General features: G+C 36.3%; 13 protein-coding genes. All 13 read right to left on the reverse strand.

The features are described from left to right. Positions 1–217 precede the first annotated feature (217 nt). Positions 218–1996: a methyl-accepting chemotaxis protein gene (locus KQI69_RS04825; RefSeq protein WP_216564218.1), complete on the reverse strand. Its 1779-nt coding sequence runs from the start codon at positions 1994–1996 to the stop codon at positions 218–220. Positions 1997–2151: 155 nt separating this feature from the next. Then, the gene (locus KQI69_RS10640; protein ID WP_371818734.1) at positions 2152–2886 is read right to left on the reverse strand and encodes a PD-(D/E)XK nuclease domain-containing protein; all 735 of its coding nucleotides are present in this window, start codon (positions 2884–2886) and stop codon (positions 2152–2154) included. 117 nt (positions 2887–3003) lie between these two features. Further along, positions 3004–3840 carry an AAA family ATPase gene (locus KQI69_RS10645; protein ID WP_371818735.1) on the reverse strand — a complete coding sequence of 279 codons (837 nt, stop codon included), beginning with the start codon at positions 3838–3840 and terminating at the stop codon, positions 3004–3006. A gap of 79 nt (positions 3841–3919) precedes the next feature. Continuing rightward, the gene (locus KQI69_RS04835) at positions 3920–8236 is read right to left on the reverse strand and encodes a DUF5057 domain-containing protein (RefSeq protein WP_216564219.1); all 4317 of its coding nucleotides are present in this window, start codon (positions 8234–8236) and stop codon (positions 3920–3922) included. 16 nt (positions 8237–8252) lie between these two features. Next, complete coding sequence (locus tag KQI69_RS04840) at positions 8253–8822, reverse strand: prepilin-type N-terminal cleavage/methylation domain-containing protein (RefSeq protein ID WP_216564220.1); 570 nt, start codon at positions 8820–8822, stop codon at positions 8253–8255. Positions 8823–8844: 22 nt separating this feature from the next. Further along, positions 8845–9429 (reverse strand): Tfp pilus assembly protein FimT/FimU, encoded by a 585-nt coding sequence (locus KQI69_RS04845; protein WP_216564221.1) that lies wholly within the window; start codon positions 9427–9429, stop codon positions 8845–8847. Continuing rightward, positions 9419–11668 (reverse strand): hypothetical protein, encoded by a 2250-nt coding sequence (locus tag KQI69_RS04850; protein WP_216564222.1) that lies wholly within the window; start codon positions 11666–11668, stop codon positions 9419–9421. Before KQI69_RS04850 ends, KQI69_RS04845 begins: the two co-directional genes overlap by 11 nt. Then, positions 11668–12852, reverse strand: a complete 1185-nt coding sequence (locus tag KQI69_RS04855; RefSeq protein ID WP_216564223.1) for a prepilin-type N-terminal cleavage/methylation domain-containing protein — start codon at positions 12850–12852, stop codon at positions 11668–11670. Before KQI69_RS04855 ends, KQI69_RS04850 begins: the two co-directional genes overlap by 1 nt. Positions 12853–12884: 32 nt before the next feature. After that, positions 12885–13616 carry a hypothetical protein gene (locus tag KQI69_RS04860; RefSeq protein ID WP_216564224.1) on the reverse strand — a complete coding sequence of 244 codons (732 nt, stop codon included), beginning with the start codon at positions 13614–13616 and terminating at the stop codon, positions 12885–12887. A gap of 14 nt (positions 13617–13630) precedes the next feature. Continuing rightward, positions 13631–15316 carry a pilus assembly protein PilM gene (gene pilM / locus KQI69_RS04865; RefSeq protein WP_216564225.1) on the reverse strand — a complete coding sequence of 562 codons (1686 nt, stop codon included), beginning with the start codon at positions 15314–15316 and terminating at the stop codon, positions 13631–13633. Between the two features lie 137 nt (positions 15317–15453). After that, on the reverse strand, positions 15454–16215 hold the full coding sequence (locus tag KQI69_RS04870; protein ID WP_216564226.1) for an A24 family peptidase: 762 nt from the start codon (positions 16213–16215) through the stop codon (positions 15454–15456). A 21-nt stretch (positions 16216–16236) separates the two neighbouring features. Then, positions 16237–16752, reverse strand: coding sequence for a type II secretion system protein (locus KQI69_RS04875; RefSeq protein ID WP_253289004.1), 516 nt, complete (start codon positions 16750–16752; stop codon positions 16237–16239). Positions 16753–16975: 223 nt separating this feature from the next. After that, complete coding sequence (locus KQI69_RS04880; RefSeq protein WP_216564227.1) at positions 16976–18187, reverse strand: type II secretion system F family protein; 1212 nt, start codon at positions 18185–18187, stop codon at positions 16976–16978. Positions 18188–18296: the final 109 nt, after the last annotated feature.

Below are 18296 nucleotides of genomic sequence, written 5' to 3' on the forward strand. Positions count from 1 at the left end.
ACTTGCTCATAACACTATTAGCTGCTATCGCAGCATATCAGAAGGGGCTTGTACCCCTTCTGATACAAGCAAGTCCCCACCCCCACTTATTGCTTTACGCAATAGAAGTTGGGGACTTCCTTGATAGTGTTAAATTGTTGTATTATAAATCTTGCAAGTAAATATTTATTCGCTTCGCTGCTGTGCCGGAAATCTTTCCAAGCATAACTTCATACGCCTAAACTACAAACTTAGCAACACCCTCACTAAGTTTATTTGCTCTCTCCTCTGCTGTCTTTGAATGTTCATTTACGATTGACGACTTATCAGCTATCGAAACTGTTCTGTCTGCGATATTTGTCGTTCCGTTTGCACTCTCATCAGCAGCAATACTTATATTGTTTATCGACTCTAATATTGATGAGATAGATGCGAGCAGTTCCTCGGATGTAGCACTGAAATCTGATACAAGTTCATTTACATTTGATGCATCCTTATTGTAATATCCTGCCAGCTCATCAAACTTATGATAACTTTCTGTAACATCCGTCTCAACAAACTCAAGCATATGCTCTGCATCTGATTTAAGATTCTCAACTGCCTTTCTGACAGCAGCCGTAACACCCTGTATATTCTCAACATTTTCTTTTGACTGCTCTGCAAGGTTTCTTATCTCATCAGCTACAACAGCAAATCCTTTTCCTGCCTCACCTGCTCTTGCCGCCTCAATAGATGCATTAAGTGCAAGAAGGTTTGTCTGGTCTGTAATTCCCATGATAGAATCTGCGAGTACATTTATCTTGTCTACAACCTTTGCTTCTTCCATTGCACTCTCAAGTTCTTTCTTCATAGCTTTCTTGGTCTCATGTGCCTTAGCTCTGATAGTTGTTGCATTCTCCTTGCCTTCTTTTGCTCTCTTATATATGAGTTCAACCTTATTTGCACCATCCTGTGCTCTCTGTGCTATATTCTTAGCTGCATCCTCTATCTCATGCGACATTGTGTTTATACTCTCTGTCGTAGCAGCAGTTTCCTCCATAGATGCTGCAACTTCTTCTGTCGTAGCTGAAACTTCCTCTATCTCTCCATTTAACTTGTCCATATTGGAATTTATATCAGTTACAACATTTTTAATCTCTCCGGCGCCTTCCTTTACCTCTCCAATAAGACCACCTAGATTTGAACGCATAGTTTCAAGTGCATTTGCAAGTATACCAAAATCATCTCTTCTATTAAGATACTTATCATCTATCTTACTTGTAAAGTCACCATTTTCCAAAATGTTCATTTCCTTACTGACTGCCTCAAGTGGTTTAATGATATTTATAATGATAATAACTATAAGTGCAAGAAGTACAACTCCTATAGCACCTGTTACTGCTATATACACCTTTGTTCTGCTGCTTGAATAAGATGTAAGCGATGCTTCCTGCTCAGCGACCGTCTTATCTATATCATCTGTATAGTTTCCTGTTCCGATAACCCAGTCAAACTCCTTATAATAGTATGTATACCCACGCTTTGGTGAAGGCTCTGTCTCCCCCTCCTTAGGGAAATAGTACTCAACATAAGCCTCAGACCCCTTAACCGCCTGCTCTATCATCTCTTTAACCATCTTAAAGCCTTTGGAATCCTCAGTATCCATACGGTTTGTTCCCTCAGTATCACTTCCGAGAAGTACAACATTCGTTCCATCTGACTGGTCAACCCAAAAATATCCGCTGTCACCATATCTCATATCACGAATCTGATCAGCAGCATTTTTCTTCGCAAGTTCCTCTGTAAGAATACCACTTTTATATTGGTTATAATAATGCTTTGCGACAGATACCGCTGCTGAAACTTCTGACTTAATATTTTCATCATACGAATCCCTTATGCTTTTCTCCATCTCATTGACCGATTTACTGCTTATGTTCTTCATACATGTAGCAGAAAATATCGTTCCATACAACAATATGGCAAGAACTCCTACCATAATAAATAACATCTTATACTTTACCTTAATGTGCCTCATAAAAATTCCCCCTGTTTTTATAAATTTTTTAAAAACTTTCCTCCTTTTATTGTGCAACTTTGATATATCGTATTATATAACTTTTTATATTTTTATGCAACTTTTATATCAACTTAAAATAAATTTTTTGTTTTTTAAGTTGAATAATGTATTTTTCATCCTATTAAAACTTTCTTTCCCTCAAATGCAAATCCATATTTATAAATATTTTCCATCGGAAACCCTTTTATTATCAATGATGCTGCATAATCTTTTTCTTCAATCTGTTTCAATGCTGACTGTACAGTTTCTTCAAGACTTGCTTCTTTTTTATTATTAAATACCTTAAATTCCATAATTATTGCGCGCTCTTTTTTATTTTTTGGTTCCAACATAATATCGTAACGGCCAAATCCACTTTCACGATTTGATGTAATAATATATCTGTCCTTCAATTCCACTATAAGCCCTAATACAAAACCATGGTAGAACCTCTCTGGCTGCATCCTTGATGGTCTTGTCCCTGTATCAAAGCTGCTAAATATTTCTTCTGCCACCAGCTCCATATATTCATTCATTGCCTCAATATCATCAACCAGCAAAGCCTTGACAAAATCATTATAATCACTTCCGGCTGCATTAAACCAGCTTCTTATCATACCATAAAACATAGCAGCCACCTCTCCATTTGTAAGCCTGAGTCCATAAACCGCCGGTCTTTCCTCATCTATGCTCTCCTGATAATCAACCACTTTAAGATAACCACCCGCTAAAAGAAAGCTCCATATTGCTGTGTTGTCATTATCAAGCTGATCATATACTAATTGTTCATCAATAGGGCAATAAATCGTTTCTCTGTTAAGTAATGTTTCAAATGTTGTTTTAAGATCACGGTTTCCCTGTCTTATCAACCTTCCAACAAGGCCGTTAGAACTTGTATTTGCCCAATATGTTCTGATTTTTCCGGTATCCAGAAAATTTAATATCGACCACGGATTATAAATATCCCTTTTAGAGCCAAAAACAAATCAATCATACCAACTCTTTATTTCTTCTTTTTTATCTTCATATCCATACTCCCTCAATGCCGTAAACACCTCATCTTCCGTAAATCCAAAAGAATCCGCATACTCATCTGATGTAGTCGTGACTACTTTTAAATTATTCAAGTCAGAAAAGACAGACTCTTTGCTAACCCTGGTAATCCCTGTCATTATTCCTCTTTCAAGATATGGATTTGTTTTAAAAGTGGAATTAAAAAAACTTCTTGTAAAAGCTGTAAGTTCATCCCAAAAACCGTTTACATAAGCCTCCTGCATAGGCGTATCATATTCATCCAAAAGTATAAGTACCTCTTTACCATAATATCGGTACAAAAAATCAGATAACTGATATATCGCTGATGTTGCATCAGTTTCATCTACATCTTTCGACAAAATGCGGTCAAAAGTATCTCTGTCAGCATCAGTAAGTACATCACTGTCACGCAAAAAATAATATTTTATATATTCATTTCGCAACACCTCACATATCTTTGTTTTTGTCTTTCCATAATCAGTCTCTTTTATTCTTGCAAATGATAAACTTATAACCGGATAAGTTCCCTGCAATTTTTTATATTTTTCATCATTCTGAATAGAAAGTCCGGAAAACAAGTTCCACTTTTCTGCATAATCTATAGAAAAAAACACTTCCAGCATACTCATATTAAGGGTTTTACCAAAACGCCTCGGACGGGTAATCAGAGTAACCTCATCACCACTCTCCCACCATTCTTTTATAAAATGTGTTTTATCAATATAGAAATAATTCCTCTCTATTATTTTTTCAAAATTTTGTACACCTATCGCGACTGTTTTTGGCATCTTAACACCTCCATACAAAGTTTTTAAGCCGAAAAAGGACAGCTATCTCTAACTATCCTTTTTACGCTTTATTTTTTGACTAGTCTAATGCAAATAACTGTCCCTGAAGCATATTCAAAGTAGTATAACCCGGTTCTTCTGACTTGTCATTCTTTATTTTAAATTTAATCTGGCTGTAGTCTATCTCCTCACTGCTTCCATTCTTCGCCCAATCATATTTAAAATAGTATTCATGACCGTTCTGCAGATCTTTAAATACATACTCTCCATCTTCATTTTTCTCTGCTTTTATCTCCTGACCTGTTTTTGCATCATATATAGTATCGATATATTTGCAGCCTTTTTCGCTTCCATCATCACCTGCTGATGTTGAAGGATAATAAATCGTACAATCAAGTTTCGTCTTTACTGCATTTAGCTCTACAGGACTGAAACGCACATTTGTCTCTCCACCATCTTCTTTTTTAACAGTGTTTCCACTTGAAGCATCAAAGTCATATTCCTGCGCATTAGTAATCTGATATGTTGTATTGTCTATATCAGTAAGCTCTGCTTCTTCATTTAAGATATCTACAACAGGCGGCTGATACGCAGCTCTGTAGGCAGCTATCATTGTGTTGATAAAAAGTCTTGCCTCCATATCACCCGTAACAGTAGAATGACCTACACCTGAATAGAAAACATTGGCTTTACTGTAAATGTAATAATTGTTTGCTGCATCATATGGTGATATAGCATAATTTGTAGAACTTCCATCATTCTTACCGCCATCATCTATAAGCGAATACCAGACAGTAACTTCTGGGTCTTCCATATTAAGCTGATACCATTGACCATGTGTATCACTGATATCTAATGTACTGTCTATCTTAAATGGATATGACGTAACCTGACCATCATTCATCTTGCCTGCTTTTGTCGTAATATCATTACCATTATTAAAACCTGTTTTATCAGCATTATAATCAGAAGAATTAAGCGGCTTTCCATCAACACCTGTTATCATATATTTATAAGGCATCTTCTGCTTATACTGATTCCAATAACTTCTGTCACCCAAACGCTTCATGGCAAAATATGTGAAACCATGCTTTTCATAAAGTTCATTACCTGATATATCGGTAACTGTATCATAATCATCATGCTCACTCTGATATTTTTTAAGCTGTTCTCTTTCTTTAGATGACAACTGGTTACTTATTGCTTTATATCGGTTCATTCCCATAACATCACGAAGCTGTGCATTAACAACATAACCAAAATCAGTCGATTTTACATTATTCATTGATGACAGGTCATGTGTAAACAATACACTCTTTCCTAATGTTATAAAATACTTAATATAGTCAACAGCACCATAGGCATTTGAAATATTCTTTCCATAATAAGTATCTCCAAATCCAAAGATAAGCATATTGTAATCTTTAAGTTTATTTTTAAGTGTAGCTGTATAATTTTTTGGATTAGCATCACTCAAATCACCTGATATATCAAAAGAAAATATCTTTCCCTCATTTTTATCTTTAAACCAGCTCTCAAATGTATCTACTGTAATTGCTTTGACATTTATATTGTAAGCCTGTATTTTATCATAATACTGTGTAAACAATGTTTTAGTTTCAAGATTAAGCCCACCCTTATAGTCTCCTTTTGCAGGCATTATCTGAAGAACATTTATCTGTTTTTTGTCAACACCGTCACTTCTCTTTGCTGCCGAACATCCTGTTTTTACAAATCTTATACTGCTGTTTGCTGCATTATAGACTTCTATCTTCCACTCCACGACACCTAAAAACAGCCTTGAAAGTCTGCATGTATAACTCTGGGCTTCGTCTGCTGAAAACTCATCACTTGTATAATAAACCTCATCATCAGAATATTTCCCATCCTGATTCTGATCAATATAAATATTATATTTATATTTGCTGTTAGATTCATCCTTGACCTTAAATGCAAACTTTAATACCGACTGGTCTGCACTGTTCTTTGGAAGATACGAACTATCATTTATTTTATTTGAACTATCTGTCGTACCTTCATATTTTGTCGGTGTCTCCGTAAACTCTACCGAAGCCTTATTTACCTTTAAAGCCTTTGTAAATCCATCATAGTCTGCACTGCTGTAAACACCTTTTGATTTGTTTTCTTTAATAAAAGCGTATACATTTGAATATTTGTCTATAACTGTTTCGTTATTATTGTACAAATCTGTCACTGCCACTATAGGCTTACCTGATCTTGCAAAATCTTTAAGTTCAGCTTTTTTTATTTTTGTTATGTCATTTCCCGGAAATCTAAGTGTAATATGTTTTTTTCCTGTATTATCATTCTCAGACCACAAAAATTGAACTGAACGATCCTGTGAACCATCATTCTTAACTTTTCTCTCAGTACTAGTCATCACATCACCCGTATGGAAATAAATTTTTCCCTTCATAGATGAATCATTCCACACGGTTTTTCCATTTGAATCCTTATTATATGCACTGTCATCAAGCCCCATAAAGATCATGTCATACTTACTGTTTATATCCTCAGTTTTTCCGATATATTCCGCAGTTGTCATATGCGTAATGTTAATCTCAGAATCAAAATCAGCAAGCAGCATCCGGACATACTTTTCTGTCAGATAATATTCAGGTTTTATAGCCTTTTCATCAGATTTACTATCATCCTTTACCATATTAACACTTGGTTCAAGATCAAGAATATTTATAGTATTTTTTTCCTCATCATCTGGTTCATCATTGTCACGCAAAAACTGCAAAATATACTGAATACCAACAGCAGCAGTTTTAGCATCACCATTTGTTTTTTTATTAGCTTCAAAATAATCTTTTAAATCCGTAAATCTTGAAAGATCAACTCCTATATCATTATTATAGCGCTGTGTTAAAGGCATATCACCCGGATATGTAAATACATGCCCCTGTATCCAGTTTCCTGAATTTGGACCACCTGTCATATTTCCCGCAAAATTATACTTTTTCCACAATTGTGTCTTATCTTCACTATTCATCCAGTAATCATATTCATGACTATATCCCCATATATCCTTTTGAGAAGGATCTACAACATAAAATGTATAAAAAGTCCAATACTCCGCTGCATCTCCGCTTTGAATAGTAAGTTTTCCATCTTTTATCACTGGATTATTTTTATCATAATAAAGGTTTTTAAACACCTTATAATCCATACTTAAAAGCATAATACTGAGTTTATATACATTATTATTGCTTCCATATTCTGTATATTTATCGCCTACTGAATTAAGATTCCAATCCTTTACATCAAATGTTACCTGTTTTCCCGTACCACTTTCTGCACCATCATACACGCTACGGTCAATTATAACTCCTGCCCAATCCTTTTCCAATGTTGCCCTGTTATAAATCTTCTCAACAACTTCCCATGACAAATCCCTGTTTTTTCCTACGAAACTATCTTTATAATCAGTTGTATCAGATTTATGACCTAAACGATTATACTTCTTCCACAAGTCCACAAGCCCCTTATCGTGACTTTTGTTTGAAATTGATATAAGATTAGAATATGTTATCCACTCAGGATTTTCATTCAATTCTTTTGGTGTGATAGTTTTAATAACAACCGAATATTTATCTGCCAGTTCCTGACTTCCTAATGCTCTCGTCTTAAGCAAAAAATTGTCTTTATTTTTGTAAGTGTAATATGTCCATGTGGTCTTAACACCCCCCTCATTATCGTCTTTCTTAGACTCACGCTTTGTATATCTCCTGTCCCCATTTTCCTTTAAAATCGTTTTAGTATCATTAAAATCTATGCCCTTATAATCATCTTTTTCATATTCGTTAACAGTATGCCAGATGATATCTCCACCATCCTTTTTTACAATACTGCCATCTTCCTTCTGCTCAAAATACCCCTCTCCTGAATCCGTTTTTTCATAATAACCATTTAAAGTCTTATCTTCCCAAAAATGTTTTAAACTTTGTTCTCCGCCATCATAATATTTGGATTTTCCCTCTTCTTCATCAGGAAAGAAAAAACACTGTGATGCTTGTTTTACCTCAGCCGAACCATTCGTTCCTATTGTAGTTATCCCTCCACGGCCAAACATATGCTCAACATCAACTGGCTCACACCCTTTTATCTGATACCCAAACTCTGCATACTCCTCATATGGAACTATCTCAAGGATAAGAAAAGGATTTTCCTTTGTTCCTCGTTTATACTTAGGATTCTCCACCTTCTTCGTATCAGGTAACTGATTAAGGCTTTCTATAACTCCACGCGTAACCTTCTGCTCTGCAACCGCACTCATCTGTTTCAAATGCAGTGCATACCCCACACAACCTGCAAGTACAAGTACAAAAACAAGACTTCCACATATGTATTTAACTTTCTTTCTAAACATAACTGTTGCCCCTTTCTTATTTTTTCAGCTTATTTCTAACCTTAATCGCATTTTCTACTTCATATTTGTGTGTTCCCTGACTGAGTGTCAGTTTTATATTTACTACATCAGATGTACTTGAATCTGTTTTCGCATAAAATCCTTTTATATGCTCACCTATGCAGTTATCTTCTTTCTCATCTGCCTGTGTATATGTAAGTGTATCTGAATCAGGTGATGCTATATTATCGAATGACTTCACATACATTTTGCCATTATCAATCCATATCACTTTTTTCTTTGTCTTTTCTGACGGCTGAGCCACACCACTTGGAAGCTTTGTATCTGTAGTCCTTGGTATATAATATATCGTCAGCTCATCAGGATTTCCAACATCCTCTTTAACCTTTATGCGGTTTCCCTCCATTATCCACTTGCCAAGCTGCTCCATAAGCACCTGTGACTCCGACTGCAGGTCGGCAGTTTCCGATGTATACTGGTAATCATTTTGTGCGGTTTTTACAAGAAGTGTCGTAGCCCCAAGTATAATACTCGAAATTGCAACCGCTATAATAAGTTCAACCAGCGTTATACCCTTGTTCCCCATTTTCCACACTCCTTCCTTATTTTTACTCCAAAATATGTTTACCGGTATCTTTTATAAGCCGTATCTCATGCTTACTGTTTCCTTTAAATATAATCGTAGAAACATTTGTCTTATCACTAAAATCTGATGATTTATTATAAACTATGGTAATAAATTTCTGTCCGGTAACCTCACCCGCTGTGGTTTCATCATTCTGATAAATCTTTATCGCAGCCGCCCCTATCTTCGTGCCGTTTTTATCAAACTTAGAAGTGTCAAACAATGTTATTTCTTCATTCAGCACTTTCATATAGCAGCCATCGTCAAGGCGGTAAATATACATATACGGTGTCTTTGCCTTACTCATCGCCCTCACCTGTAGCTTATCAAGTGCCGTATCTACCTGATTTGCTGCTTTTTTTACATTTATATCACGCAGATGTCCCATATAAAGAACTGTTGTACTTGCAAATATTATAAGAATTGCCATGACTAATATAATTTCAATAAAAGTAAAACCTTTTTTGTCCTTTAAAAATTTTACTTTTAGATATCTACAATCTTTTTCTGTCACTATTTTCACCTCACAATTTCTTTTTATATCTGCAAAGAAAAGATTATTCTTCATTCTTCTTCCAATTCTCGTATGATATATAATCTGCTATTTCAACTCCACCAAACGAATCTGCTGAAAGATAAGTGTCCTCATTTATCACTCCATTAAAAATAACATTTTTCAAGGTATCTTGAAATAATCCTGATACAAGAACCTCATCTGATGTGACAGTGGCATTTGCTGTCAAACTTATCTTTCCTCCTGACAGTATCAATCCATTAAAATTTCCATGTACTGTTACATTTCCTGTTGCTATAACAATTCCCTCAGTATAATTCGTTGGTAAAATATAGTCGCTATCCACGAGAATAATCACCTTGTGATGCAGCGAGCCTATATCTTCATCCTTAATTTTGCATACTCTATCTGAATCACCATTAGCATTGACAATTTCTTTTACTTTATCTTTATTTACAAGATAATCAAACAATGGACTTTTCGTTTTATCTTCCTGTTCATCTTTTTTGTTTCCATCTGTTATGCGAACATTGTCATCTGTTACACCCTCATGTGCCGCTGTAAGTCCAAGCTGTAACGCTTTATACTTCTTTGCATAATTTGCTGCACTTGTAAAAATACTTCCACTTACATTCCAATCCGATGAATCAACTCCCAATGCTACTTTCTGCTTTAATTCAGTGTCAGATTTTTCTCTATATAATATATTGCCACCCAATGTAATAACCTTACTTTCATCTACTACTAATGCATCTTTCGTGGCATAGATACTTGCATTTGCATCAACTTTACTCTTATTCTCCTTATAGTATTCCGCAAAAAAATCATTTGCTTTTTGCTCAGACTTAAAATTAAGATAATAATTTACAAATAAATTCTTATCACCCACTGATTCACTCATACTGTAATAATATGGTACAACCTGTTTTTTCTTATCAAGATAATTTGAAATCTTGCTTACTTTTATGGCATTTTCATATTTTTTAAGACCTGTTTCAGTAAATTTTACTGCCGGATTTTCCGATGTGGTATCAAGATATTCCGATGGTACATAATACGCAAGCTGATTTGTTCTTACGGCAATTGATTCTCCCATCGTAATATCAGAGTTTCCCATGCTGCCTGCACCTCTTGAAATAAATGTTTTTCCTGAAAGTACAAGACTTTTTAGCTTTTCCATATTAAGCTTACTGTTCTTTCCATTTATTATAATCGCACTATTATACGATGCATCATTTCGGCTGTCACTTTCTTTTATCCCATAATTTTTCTGAAAATTGTACCCATAATAAACACCTGATACTTCCACATTGCTATTTTCGCCATCAATCGACAAATCATCTGCAACATAACTGATTCCATCTATCAGAAGCTTTGAGCCTTTTCCTGTTGTTTTTATATTCTGTGTCCAAATACCTGAGTCAGACACATTCCCACTTCTTATTATAAGTGACGCTCCATTGCCTGAAACAATATCGCCGCGTGTAATAATAGTATCTCCACTAAATACCGCTGTGCTGCCAGCTTCTGAACTCTTTATACCACCTGCACCTGCATATACATTACCAGATACAGCTATATTATCTGCACTTGCATCTATACTATCATCCGCAATAAGTGCATATTTCATAAAAGCTGCCGTCTGAAACTTTTTGTCAAACACCATCTTAGGTGCTTCAAACACAATATCCGTCTTAATCTCAGTTCCATAACCTGAACTTTCTTCATGTGCAACTTTTATATTTTTAAGAATAAAAACACCCTTTTTATAATCAATGTCATACTCTGCATCCAACTCGCCTGTCTTAAAGCAGTCTCTTTTTGCCTCATCTGCAGTATTTCTTTTTGCAATACAGTCCTTTACAATATCTATATCGTATTTCGCTGTCGTATACAATTTTTTGCTTGGATCAATATCATCTGTACTCGTATTTTTTGCTACACTGCTATCCCAGAATTTCTCCTCCAGCTTTTCAAGATACTCTATCTGAAACTGCTCCTGAAGATTTTTTCCCTCTGATATATAAAGGCTGTAATTTTCAAGAACATCTGAATACGACTCTTTTACCGCTTTCGCAGATATTTCACTAAGTCCACTTTTCATCATATCCATGATATCCTCGGTATTGTAGAAGTTCTTTCTGGTACTGCTCTGCACTTCCTTCATCTCAATATTTGTCATGGTTATCTTCGTTATTATAAGAGCTACTACACTGACAAATGTAAGGATTATAAGCACTGCGATAAGTGCAGAACCTTTATTTTGTTTTGCAAAAGATTCATGTTTTCTCATCACGGCTTCTCCCCCTTTGTTCCATCAATAGTTATATATGGCTTTGCTCCCGTAACCCCTGCTTTTCCTTTTTCATATACGGAAACCTTAAAGTTTACCGTATGCACTGATGCAAAATCATCATCTGATAATTTATTCGGTGTTATCGGACTTCCCGAATCTGTTTCGCTTATTTTTTTTAGAATCTGCGAGTTGTTAGAAACTGTCTCTCCTGTTCCAATATTACTGTAAAGTTTTGTCACATTAAGCCCTGTTATATACATCTTATAATTTGCCGGCAGACTGTCAGACGCTGACCTTTTCTGAGCCACAAGATATAATTTGTCAGGTATATTTATGTCTGTAGTCATATTTTTTATGTTCATATAATCATTCTGATTAAATGTATGGTACAAAATAAATAAGTTTTTAAGTTCCGATATCTTTACACCACTCAAAATATTATAAGACTTCTCATCACTTGACGAACTATCAGCAGGATTAAGTCCTGCTGCAACATAAATATACTTTATATTTACTGTGTACTCTGTTTCTGAAATACCTTTGCTTATCTCAATATCAATCGTTCTTTTTATCTTCGACTTTATCTCGGCATCTGTGAGCTTCGTGCTGACCTCTGCACCGTTATTTTGCTTGTAATCATCACAATACGAAGCATAAACCGACTTAAAATTCAATAAAGCATCATCATCCTGGCTTTCATCAACTGCAAGGATAGAATTTGTATTGTCAAACCCATACATTTTTTTAGCCTTATCCCATGCACTTTTTCCTGATTTCACATCAATCGTAACATCATAATTTTTGTTAAGTTTATCCGCATCACCTTTGAAGCTTATATCTCCTTTGCCTTCTGCGTCCAGATTATTTTGTGTCACCTCATATTCACTTAGATACGGAACAGTATAAACATCCTTAGAAGTTCCGTCAGGCTGTATAAGCGTATCCTGCCCTTTAAGTTCCTCAGCGATTTCCTGTGCGAGAAGTGTGGCTTTCTGGCTGGCAGCCATTTTTGTATTATAAGCTAATGATGTTCCAAAATAATTTAAAAGTGATATTGTAAGAATTGCAAGTATTGCCATTGCAAGCATGACTTCAACAAGTGTAAATCCCGCATTTTCACTTGTTTCCATCTGCTTATTTCCCTCAATATCATCTCTTTTCGCAGTACAATTACAATTCATTCAATATCACCTCAACCAATTCGTCTTTAAAGCTACTTTGAACCAAATATATTCTTAACGCCATCTGCAACACCTGTAGTGTCAGGTTCTTCATATGTTTTTCCGTTATTAGGAAGATAATAAACATTAAGTGTAAGCGTTCCTAAAAGTTTTCCTGTCTCGCTGTCAAATGTAGAAGTTATCGCAGGAACTGTCATACGGTCAGCATTTTTATTTACATACTGATTAAACTTTTTAAGACCGCTGTAGGAAGCTGTATATGATACTGTTACTGCCATATACTGTCCCTGTACTACTGCACTTGCTGATGTGTCTGCACTTGAATCTGTAGTTCCTAAATCTGAATCCGTGCTCTCCGAATCACTGCTGTCAGCAGTTGTCGAAGTATCTGCTGCACTTCCTGATGAATTTCCTTTTGCAAAACTAAGCTGGCTCACCTTAAAATCAATTTTTTTCTCTATATCACGAAATATAGACATTGCTTTTTCTTCCGTTACATCAACAGGATATTTATTTTTTATCTCCTCCTGCTTTTCTTTAAGCTCTGCTGTCTCTTTTCTTATCTGCTTTTCTCTTGCTATCTTGCTCTCAAGCTGCATTACCTTCTGTTCTTTCTGTTCATTTTCAGTTTCTATGCTCTGAGCCTTGCTCATCCCTTTGCTAAATACAAAGAAATATGATGCTGCAAGCAGACAGATTCCTAAAAATATTATGAGAAGTTTTTTGTCAGATTCTGACATTTTTAAATCAAGTTTCTTGTTCATCTTTTCCCTCCTGCTTACTCTGTCTTGCCTGCATCGTCCGATGATGTACTGTCACTTCCTGTATCAGAATCCTCCGCCTGTGTTTCCCCATCGGGATTATATGATGCCGTAACTGAAAACTCCCATGATGCATTTGCCGTACCGCTCGTGCCATCTCCGCTCTGTGCTATCGACGGTGTAGAAATATCTTTTATAAGTTTCACTCTCCTGAGATTTTCCAGAAGTTTTTCAGCTTTTATTCTCTTTGCAGTAGTAAGATTGAGTGATATCGCATCACCATCTACCTGCATACTTCTTACTTTCATTCCTCTTGGAAGCTTTCTTTCAAGCTCCCCCATCAAAACAAGATATTTCTCATTACTTGTCTTTGATGCCGCATCAACAGCCTCATATTGCTGCTCACTCTGTCTCGCCTGCTGATTTTCATCATAAACCTTTTCTATATATGACATTTTTGAAATCTCTTCATCAAGTTCTTTCTGATGCGAGGCTGCCATAAGCTGTCTTACTGTCGAGGTAAGAATGAGAACAACGCTTAACAGCACACATGCTGAGAGTGCTACATATGCTGTATGCAGTCCCTTACTCTTATCCTGCTGTTCCTCTATCTCTTTTGACTTTACATCAATAGGTGCGATAGTTGCACCGACGATGGAGAAAAATCCTACTGTGCTTACTGCTTTGTCCGCATTAAGATTTTTACAGTTTTTTAAGTCTATAAATGAACTATAGTCAAGACTGTGTACTGGCATAGGTATCTCATTTTCAAACATCTTCTTAAGTCCTGCAAGCTTGAAGCCATCACCTATAAGATAAAGCTCACCCTTAAGCTTTCCACCAAGCTGTGTCTGATAATAATCTAACGCCGTATTTACTACATTTAAATGATAACCGAGAGAATCCCTCATATCCTCAACGGCACTTTCAAGTGCTGCTGCACTTTCCTCATCAGCATTTTCAATTTTCGGTGTTCTAAAAAGCAGCTCATTATCCATCAGATACTGATAAGCTTCATATTCATCCTCAACATTAAATATGTCATAATCAAGCAGACCGGATAATGCATTTTCAAATCCGTATGGTGTTATACGCTGAAATGTAATCTTGTCATCCTGAACTATAGTGATAACTGTTGACTGTTCCTCAAGCTGTACTGCAATAAAATCCGTCAGTTTACTGCTCTTTAAGAGCTGAACTGCACCGTTACCTATATAATCAAATGTCTCAATCTTAACACCTGCGACCTCAGCAAATGAGTAGTAATTGCTTAAAATACTGTTAGGTACTGCAACAAGCATATATTTGACAAGCTTTTTACCATCTTTCTCTGTCTCACCCATCTTGCTGTGGCTGATAACATAGTCGGACACATCCATCGGAAAATAATCTTTTATCTGCACATCTATAATAGAAGAAACTTTATTTTCCTTTACCGGCGGTATTGCGATTTCTCTTGTAACTATCTTTGATGATGCAAGTGTAAATACAACTTCTCTCTCTTTTATTCCATATTTTTGAAGTGCATCTACAAGTGCTGCCGCAAATGCCTCCTTATCCCTTATATATCCGTCTTCAACGGCATGTTCAGGTGTCCTGAATGTAAATGCTTTATAAATCTTTGGCGATGATTTTTTATAGTCAACAAGACCTACCTTAGTCAGCCATATACCGGCTTCAATACTTACTACCTTCTTACCCATCTCTATTCCTTTCTGTTTACAGCCGGATTTTTTCAGCTTAAAAAATGTCAGGTACAAATAAACACCTTTAAGACATTCCCTAAGCTCAAAAAATCCGGATATATGTTTACATTTATCTTTTTATATCCTTTTTTTTCTTATCTGCAAAGTATGTTGACATACCAGTCAATCATCCCATTTCCCCACAACGCTGCGATAAATATACCAAGTGAAAGATACGGTCCCATTGCAAGTATATGCTTTGCACCGCTTACTTTCATTCTTATAAGATGGATAACTGAACCGAGTATACACGCAAGTAAAAAAGCGAGTATTATAAGTTTCCATCCGAGAATAAGTCCTGCCGCCGCCATAAGCTTTACATCTCCACCGCCTATCGCCTGACCACCTGACAAAAAATAGATTATAAATAATACAAGACTTACACATACCATACCCACAAGATGTGAGATGATATCCTGTCTGTCGATAACACACATAACCACACCGATAACGGCCAATGTTATGTTAAGACAAAGTGGAATCTCAAATGTCCTCTCATCGATCATTGTCAAAACAATAAGAACAGAAGTCATGAGACAATACAGCACACTGTTTATGTTAATACCGTTCGCCATGAAAACGATAACATACAGTATGCCGTTAAGTGCCTCAATCAATGGATACTGCTTCGATATTTTAGCTCCACAGTTTCGACATCTACCCCTTAAAATGATATAGGAAAACACCGGAAACATATCATACCAGTGCAGCGTCGCACCGCAGTTCATGCAGTGTGAGCGCGGCATAATACTTTCTTTTTCAGGAATACGGTAGATACAGACATTTAGGAAGCTGCCTATAACGATACCGTACAGGAATATAATTATGTAAAGTAAGATTGTGATTTGCACTGGCATTTTAGTTGGTCTCCTTTGGGATTATAAGTCAGCTTCAACAGCCTTAAATGCATTTGAACCTACTGCCTCTGTCTTAACAGTTCTGTCAGTTAAGTTAATTGTAATCCTAATATCTGTAATCTTCTTACCTTCTGAAGATTTCATCTTTCCTTCATTACCAAGTACCTTAGCCTTATCTGTATATGTCTTCTTCTTAATCTCAGTAGCAAGTGTAGCTGCATCTGCTTTAGCATTGTCATCTGCACCCTCAGTCTGTGAAGCAGCATATACATTAATTATAATCTCTCCAGTTGTTGACTTTAATTCATCTGCTTTCTCAGAATATGATGAAACTGCTGCTGTACTAAAGCTATTGATTATCTGTAAATCCTTTGACTCTTTTGACTTATTGATATAAGGAATTACCTGTGTACCTACGATACCAACGAGGATAGCCATGATAGCGATAACGATGATAAGCTCTACGAGAGAGAATCCCTTGTTTCCAGCCTCCTTTCTTTTTTTCATTTCATTAAGCTTTGTCTGTAAAAAATTCATTTTTTAAATCTCCTTTTAAATGCTAATTTGTAGTTTATACCGAAATACGGTATTTAAGCCTGTGATATTTTGCCCCCAGACTCTTTATATATCATATGTCTCATGGCGACACATAATAAACTGATTTTAACCTATGCTGTCGTGACAGCCCTTAAGATAGCTATATATAAACTTTAACCTATGCTGTTGTGACAGCCCTTAAAGTATTTATTGTATATTATCCCTAGCCGATGCTGTCATACATACTGTATATTGGCAGCATTATCGCCAGTATGATAGGTACGACCACGACTGCCATAATAACAATGATGATTGGCTCAAGTGCAGCCATAAGTGACTCTGTCGCCATCTCCACCTCGTCATCATAGTAATCTGCAATCTTATCAAGCATGTCCTCCATATTACCTGTCTGCTCGCCTATCTCAATCATATGGCATACAACAGGAGGAAATACCCCGCTGTCTGTAAGCGGTTTTGACAGCGGAAGTCCATGTGTAACATCATCCTCAGCCTTTTTAAGTGCCCTCTTTACGACTTCGTTTGTCATTATCTTTCTGACTATCGCCACGGCATCTACCATCTGTATACCTGATGCCATCAGTGTACTTAGCGTCCTTGTAAGTCTCGCCGACGCTGTCTTTATGGTTAAAGTTCCAAAAAGCGGAATCTTTAAAGCAATCCTTCCTATAAGCATCGCACCGCTGTCTGTATTTTTAATGGCTTTAAATGCTACTACGATACCAGCTACTATAAGCAGCATCACATACCAGTAATCTACAAAGAAATCACTGACCGACATAACAAACTTAGTGATTGCCGGAAGTTCTCCACCTCCGAGGTCATCAAATGATGCCGTAAATGTAGGTACTATCTTTATCATCATAATAGCTACTACTACTACGATAACTAATATGAGTATGATAGGATAAATCATTGATTTAACTATCATTCCTTTAAGATGTGCATCCTTTTCAAAATGCTCGGCAAGTCTGCTGAATGTCGTATCCATACTTCCGGATGCCTCACCTGCCGCTACCATGTGTATCATAATCTCCGGAAATATCTTCGGATAATGTGACATGGCATCTGCAAGTGTCTCACCTCTCTGAACTTCACTGCTTACATTTTTGATGGCGTTTTTAAATGATTTATTCTCCGTCTGGTTGGAAAGCATGTCAAGTGCTGTGATAACCGTGACACCTGCGTTTAATATACTCTCGAACTGACGGCAGAATACTCCGAGTTCTCTCGGTTTGACTGCCTTTCCTATATGTATGTCCAAATCCTTGTTCAGTGCATTTGCCGGTGCAATCTTTACTATCAGACTGCCATTTGAACTTAGCTTGGCTTTTGCCGCTTCTAAGTTCGGAGCTTCAAGTGTACCGGTTTTTGTCTTTCCACTCGGCTGCACGATTTCATAATTAAAATTTTCCATTGGCAATTTCCTTTCAGAACCGTTAAGTACAATGAATATCAATTTTCACTATGCTAGTGTATTGTATCATTGATATTTCGCTAAATAACTTGTGTAAATTTCCATCTGC

The organism is Eubacterium sp. MSJ-13, assembly GCF_018918235.1.
Taxonomy (GTDB): Bacteria; Bacillota; Clostridia; order Lachnospirales; family Lachnospiraceae; genus Butyribacter.

Bases quoted from the DNA above. Each gene is read 5' to 3' on its own strand.
- KQI69_RS04860 (WP_216564224.1), bottom strand. From the start codon at position 13,616: ATGAACAAGAAACTTGATTTAAAAATGTCAGAATCTGACAAAAAACTT.
- KQI69_RS04845 (WP_216564221.1), bottom strand. From the start codon at position 9,429: ATGAAGAATAATCTTTTCTTTGCAGATATAAAAAGAAATTGTGAGGTG.
- KQI69_RS04870 (WP_216564226.1), bottom strand. From the start codon at position 16,215: ATGCCAGTGCAAATCACAATCTTACTTTACATAATTATATTCCTGTAC.
- KQI69_RS04855 (WP_216564223.1), bottom strand. From the start codon at position 12,852: ATGAATTGTAATTGTACTGCGAAAAGAGATGATATTGAGGGAAATAAG.
- KQI69_RS04835 (WP_216564219.1), bottom strand. From the start codon at position 8,236: ATGTTTAGAAAGAAAGTTAAATACATATGTGGAAGTCTTGTTTTTGTA.
- KQI69_RS04825 (WP_216564218.1), bottom strand. From the start codon at position 1,996: ATGAGGCACATTAAGGTAAAGTATAAGATGTTATTTATTATGGTAGGA.
- KQI69_RS04880 (WP_216564227.1), bottom strand. From the start codon at position 18,187: ATGGAAAATTTTAATTATGAAATCGTGCAGCCGAGTGGAAAGACAAAA.
- KQI69_RS04840 (WP_216564220.1), bottom strand. From the start codon at position 8,822: ATGGGGAACAAGGGTATAACGCTGGTTGAACTTATTATAGCGGTTGCA.
- KQI69_RS04875 (WP_253289004.1), bottom strand. From the start codon at position 16,752: ATGAATTTTTTACAGACAAAGCTTAATGAAATGAAAAAAAGAAAGGAG.
- KQI69_RS10645 (WP_371818735.1), bottom strand. From the start codon at position 3,840: ATGCCAAAAACAGTCGCGATAGGTGTACAAAATTTTGAAAAAATAATA.
- pilM (WP_216564225.1), bottom strand. From the start codon at position 15,316: ATGGGTAAGAAGGTAGTAAGTATTGAAGCCGGTATATGGCTGACTAAG.
- KQI69_RS04850 (WP_216564222.1), bottom strand. From the start codon at position 11,668: ATGAGAAAACATGAATCTTTTGCAAAACAAAATAAAGGTTCTGCACTT.